We start from the raw sequence: 6,134 nt of genomic DNA, 5'->3' as shown, positions 1-6,134 counted from the left end.
TAGGTCCAGTGGTGGTGACGTTGGTTACCAATGAAGATACGCCAGTGTCGAGTCAAATTACAGCGTTTGATCCAGATGGAGAGGTGCTGACGTACAGCTTACAAGATCCGCCAACAAACGGAGTGGCAGTGGTAAATCCAGATGGTACGTTCACGTATACACCAAATGGAAATTATAATGGTCCGGATACATTTACGGTGTTAATAAGCGACCCGTCGGGCGCATTTATAGTGACAAATGTATTTGTGACAGTCACGCCAGTGAACGATGTACCAGTGGTGCCGAACTATGAGTTTGTGATCAACGAAGACACGAGTTTAAATAGCCAAGTGGTGGCAACAGATGTGGACGGAAATCCCCTAACATATGGGTTACTGACAGGTCCAGCAAATGGAACGGTGGTAGTAAATTCAGACGGGACCTACACGTATACGCCAAACGAAAATTACAACGGGGTAGATAGCTTTAGTGTGGTAGTAAGCGACGGCCAAGGAGAAACAGCCGTTTCCACCATCACGATTACGATTCTGCCAGTAAATGATCCACCAGTAGGTCCAGATGTTATTACGGTTACTACTTTTGAAGAAAGCCCTGTTACAGGCCAAATCGTAGCAACTGATCCCGAAGGAGATCCTCTGACGTACACCTTACAAGATCTACCGACTAATGGAACAGCCGTAATCAATCAAGAAGGGTTATTCACTTATGTACCAAATGAGAATTTTGCTGGAAATGATACATTTACTGTACGTATAGCCGATCCAGCTGGACAGTTTATTATTACGAATGTATTTGTTATTGTTATACCAGTTGAACAGCCACCCACTGTACCTAATTATTCGGTTACCACTCCTGAAAATCAATCTGTAACTGGCCAGGTAGTAGGAAGCGATCCGAATGGGGATTTGCTCACTTATCGTTTAGGCACTTCTCCAGTCAATGGAAGCGCCGTAGTAAATATAGATGGCAGTTTTATATATTCACCTAATTCTAATTATGTAGGTCCAGATTTATTTACGGTTATTGTAGAAGATTCAACAGGTCTCACAGCAGTGTCTATTGTAAATGTTACAGTTATCGACGTGAACAGTTCGCCAATTACAAGTGATGTTATCCTTCAGACTATAGAAAATGTAGCAATTAGTGGGCAAGTTTTTGCCACAGATCCAGACGATAACTTACTCATTTTTAGTTTATCGGGTACTCCTTTTAATGGAACAGCTGTGGTAAATCCAGATGGTACCTTTTTATATACCCCAAATCCTAATTTTATTGGTTTGGATTCTTTCACAGTGGAGGTAAGGGATAGTCGTGGAGCTAGTGCACAATCTCTTGTAACTATCAGTGTAATTCGAGTGAACCAACCACCGATTGTCGTAGATTTATCACTATCAACTGTACAGGGTCAGTTTGTAACAGGGCAAGTTCCTGCCTTTGACCCTGAAGGAGATCCACTAGTATATGGTCTAAATTTAGCACCACTTAATGGTACTGCCATTATTAATTCAGATGGAACATTTACGTACACGCCGAACCCAAGTTTTGTAGGAACAGATTCATTCTCTGTTTTTGCCAGAGATCCTCTTGGAAACCAGGGGTTTGGAACTATTACTGTAGAAGTTCAGTCTCAAGATTTACCGATTAGCGCTGAAGGGCTAACTTTAACTACTTTAGCAAATCAACCTGTAAGTGGGTCTATTGCTACTGTGAATCCAGCAGGCTCTCCATTAAGTTATGCTGTAGCCATTCCGCCATCAAATGGAACTGTTGTATTAAATCAAGATGGAACTTTAGTTTATACGCCCAATCCTGGATTCACAGGAGAAGATATCTTCGATATCGTTGTTATAGATTCAGCTGGAAATCAAAGTATTGCTAATGCTGTTGTGACAGTAGTAGTAGGAGACAGAATTTCAGTGGTAAATAGTGAAATAACGACTTTATTCAATACGCCAGTTTCTGGGCAAGTAAGTGCTACAAATTTGAGTGGAAACCAATTGTTTTATACGCTTACGTCTAATCCAAATAGTGGATCTGTCATAGTTAACCCAGATGGGACATTTATCTATACGCCAAATACTGGATTCTTTGGAACAGATCAATTTCAAGTACTTGTAAGCGATGTTCTTGGCAATACAGCTGTTGCAACTATTTCTGTTGTCACTCAGGGACCGATAGAACAGGCGCCAATTGTAGCTAATCAAGCACTATCAACAACCGAACAGCAGCCTGTAACAGGAAGTATTGTAGCTATTGACCCACAAGGAGAAGCATTAACTTATACCTTACTTGGCGGACCAGTGAATGGAATTTTAATACTAAACCCAGACGGCACTTTTACGTATACACCAAATCCAGGATTCGTCGGAACGGATTCTTTTACAGTGTCTGTTCAAAACGAAACGGGTTTAAATGCAGCTACTACGGTTCAAATAACTGTTACACAATTGGCTAATCAAATTGTAGCCAGTAATACCATTGTTCGAACAGTAGAAGGGCAGAGTGTAAATGGTGAACTTTCAGTTCGAGATCAGCTAAATAGGCCACTAACCTACACCCTTAACAATCTCCCTGCTTATGGAACGGTTATTTTAAATCCAGATGGAACGTTTGTTTATACACCGACTCCTGGTGTGAGTGGAACAGATCAATTTGACGTTCTGGTTCAAAATGATCAAGGAGATCAAGCAATTGCTTCAGTTTCAATTATAATTGATCCGGTTCAAAGTACTATTACACCACAAGACATCACAGTACAGACTCAGCAAGGTGTAACTGTCTCAGGGACGATATCAGCTACTGATAATCTTGGGAGACCAATTAGATTTTCTTTAAATGCATCTCCATCCAATGGAGCAGCTGTGGTAAATGCAGATGGAACGTTTAGCTATACACCAAGTCCAGCATTTTTTGGAGTAGATAGTTTTACTGTATTAATTCAAAATGACAGAGGCGACTCTGCAATTGGTATTGTGCGGATAGTTGTTCAAGAACAACAAGATAGCATTGTTGTTACCCCTCTTACGCTTCAAGGAGTAACGAATCAACCTGTTACCGGTCAGGTTACGGCAGTGGATGCATTGGGTAATCCATTAACCTACCAAGTTCAGAGTCTACCAGCAAACGGAACAGTGAATTTTAATCCGGACGGTTCATTTAGCTATACGTCGAATCCAGGATTTACTGGTATAGATTCTTTCACAGTAATTGTTACAAATAATCTTGGTCAGTCAGCAACAACTAGTGTTACTGTTTTGATTCAGGGAGTTAATGATCCAATTACAGTTGAAAATCAGCTTTTAACCACACCAACTGGTCAAATTATTGAAAGCCAAATCATCGCAACAGATGCACTTGGAAGACCTCTTACCTTTGCTGTGGCTACCCCACCAACAAATGGAGTACTTGTACTACGATCAGATGGAACGTTTAGTTATACACCAAATTTAGGATTTATTGGTCAGGATCAATTTGTGGTATCTGTAAGAAACAGTGACGGACAACAAGCGTTTTCAATTGTTACCATTAATTCTACTGCAAGCAATAATATAATTACTCCAGGAAATAATACCTTTGCTACTTTGCAGGGTGTTCAAGTGGTTGGTAATATTCAGGTAACTAATTTGCTAGAACGTCCATTAAATTACACACTAGCAACAGCTCCTTTAAGTGGTAGCGTAACCGTTGATTCCAATGGAAGGTTTGTCTACCAGCCTGCACCTAATTTTGTAGGAACAGACACTTTTACTGTATTAGTACGAGATGATTTAGGAACAGAATTGCTCGTAGTGGTAACAGTTGTAGTAGGCAGAGACCCTCAGCCTCCTAATGTGGTAGGGCAAGTAATTAAGTTATTTGTTAATACCCTTACTACTGGTCAGCTCATTGCTTTTGATCCAAATTCTTTACCACTAACTTATCAAGCTATAACAGGTCCTCAAAACGGCCAGTTTAGAATTAATCAGAATACAGGCCAGTTCATTTATGTCCCTAATGTTAATTTTGTGGGGACCGATACGGTGATTATAAGAGTTACTAATTCGGATGGAGCTTCAAGTGAAGCAGCACTTACTTTCATCGTGGAAAGAAGAGTGTCGCCGGCACCCACACCAGTTCCTGGTAAATCTAATACTAAAAAGAAATCGTTGCGAGATCCACGCAAAACTAAATCAAAAGGTAAATGTCCTATAAAGGTATCTGATCAATGTATAAAAGGAACCATTAACAAGAAAATATGTGGTGAAATCGATGCTTGTACAGTCAAAAACCTACCTCTTAAATATCAAATCGTCAAAGGGACGAAGAATGGTAAATTTAAACTTAATACGGAGACAGGCGAGTTTATTTACATCCCTAACGTAAACTTTATAGGAGAGGATTCAGCTGTTGTGCAGATAGTTAGTATAGAAGGAGAATCGGTTCAAGTTACTATTAAATTTGTTATAAGAAAATAAGTAACAGTTAAAAAGCTATCCAGCAAGTCATTTGTTGGATAGCTTTTTGAATTAAGATTCACGATGTTTTGTACGTAACGAGCATAATTGAATGTATAGAAATGGTAATAAATAGCTTGATTTAATTTTATACATGAATTGAGGTGATATTTGTGTATAAAATTGTTATATTAGGAAATTCTTGTTCTGGTAAAACTACACTAGCTACACAGTTAAGTGAAAAATTACATATACCTATCCATCATTTAGATTTGTGGTTTAGAGAACCTAAAATGAGAAAAATAACGCAAATTCGGCAAAGAAAGAGATATTTTAAAAAAAGGTTGGAAAAGGTGTTAAATACAGCAAGTTGGATTGTTGAGGGATGGGGATATCTAGATACGTATGATTTACGTTTTAGTAAAGCCGATATTATTATTTTTTTAGATGTTGTCCCTAAAGAATCTAAAGAACGATTTTTAATACGAGAACAGAATAAACAAATGCACATAAAAATAACTGAAAAATTGGTTAAACAAAGCTTTTACAAAATTGATAAATTTCATGAAGAAAACCGACCTATTATATTGGATCTTTTTCAGAAGTATGAAGGAGAACCAGGGAAAAGCTTATTTCCTATTGCGAGAAAATACAATTTAGAACAATTACTTGCTACATTAAGAAATGGGAAATACGGATAGAAAAAACGTTTACTTATAGGTAATTTATAAGTTACTGAATTACTCCATTTCTTTCTTCAAGCGTTACTTATTTGTCCCTAGATATGGAATGTGTGTTAACACGCTTCTTTTTTATGAGTATTACATATGTATTTATGATGAATGAAAAACTCTTTTATAGTTATGGAAAATCGTTTACATAGAGGTTATAAAAAGTGTTTTGCTTTTTGTTGTAATATAGGCATTCTATAAATGTAGTGGCTTTAGATAACTTTCTCTGTAATAAAATAGTGTACAGGCTGTAGTAGCAAAGAATTTTCAATAGCTTGTACACTGTTAGTTAATTTATGAGGATATATTGAAGATACTAATTGTCATAACTCTGTTCGCATAGTATTTTCAACAATTCTATTAACAGGTTATTAAAGGGTCAATGGTTTTCTAAGGAGTTAGTAATAAGGTCAACGCTTGTAAAAAATTTTGTATAAAAACAGCTGTATCGTTATTGGATGTTGTTACATTGACACCTTTACTGTTTTTAACGATAACTCTTTGTCTATTTAATTGAAGTGACCTTGCGGTCTGAGAAACTTCTTGTAAAAACAGCCTTATTGAATTGGCATCGAGACCTATTGAAAGTAAGAAAATGGTTAATATTTGTATGAAGCTTTGAAGAAATATGGTTGTCTGTGTATCTGTTGCAGTAATAGTAACATCACAGGAGTTTTTCACAAGAATGATTGAATCAGAAACTTGATCACTGAGGATCTCTTGTCTTGTATCAGTTTCAATAAGTGCATTATTATATCTATTGGAACAAAAATAATTTTTCTCTGCACATCTTGTTTTTTTACAATTTTTTTCTTTTTTTCTTGAAGGTTTGGAATTTAGACAACTACAGTAGCACTTTCTTTTTTTAGAACAACTCAAAGTGTAACCTCCTTTATATGTTTCTATTATATTAATATGAAAATTAAGGAGGTTTGCTTGTATACTTGTCCCTTTTCTTTTATATATTATA

The 6,134-nt window shown here is 37.0% G+C and carries 3 protein-coding genes; 2 read left to right on the top strand and 1 reads right to left on the bottom strand.

Annotated features, from left to right (window positions below; translation table 11 throughout):
• Positions 1-20: 20 nt before the first annotated feature.
• Together ACH6EI_RS26770 and ACH6EI_RS26765 are read left to right on the top strand one after the other, a co-directional pair.
• On the top strand, positions 21-4,454 hold the full coding sequence (locus tag ACH6EI_RS26770; protein ID WP_397378471.1) for an Ig-like domain-containing protein: 4,434 nt from the start codon (positions 21-23) through the stop codon (positions 4,452-4,454).
• Positions 4,455-4,606: 152 nt separating this feature from the next.
• Positions 4,607-5,134, top strand: coding sequence for a P-loop NTPase family protein (locus ACH6EI_RS26765; protein WP_049166418.1), 528 nt, complete (start codon positions 4,607-4,609; stop codon positions 5,132-5,134).
• Between the two features lie 420 nt (positions 5,135-5,554).
• Here ACH6EI_RS26765 and ACH6EI_RS26760 read toward each other — a convergent pair whose 3' ends face one another.
• A complete protein-coding gene (locus ACH6EI_RS26760) occupies positions 5,555-6,043 on the bottom strand; it encodes a spore coat protein (RefSeq protein WP_033580849.1) in 489 nt (162 codons plus the stop codon).
• Between the last annotated feature and the right edge of the window lie 91 nt (positions 6,044-6,134).

The organism is Priestia sp. JSM ZJ58, from assembly GCF_044383985.1.
In the GTDB taxonomy this organism is placed as follows: Bacteria; Bacillota; Bacilli; order Bacillales; family Bacillaceae_H; genus Priestia; species Priestia zanthoxyli.
The sequence above is the reverse complement of the archived record's forward strand: the minus strand, read 5'-3'. Positions and strand labels throughout refer to the sequence as shown.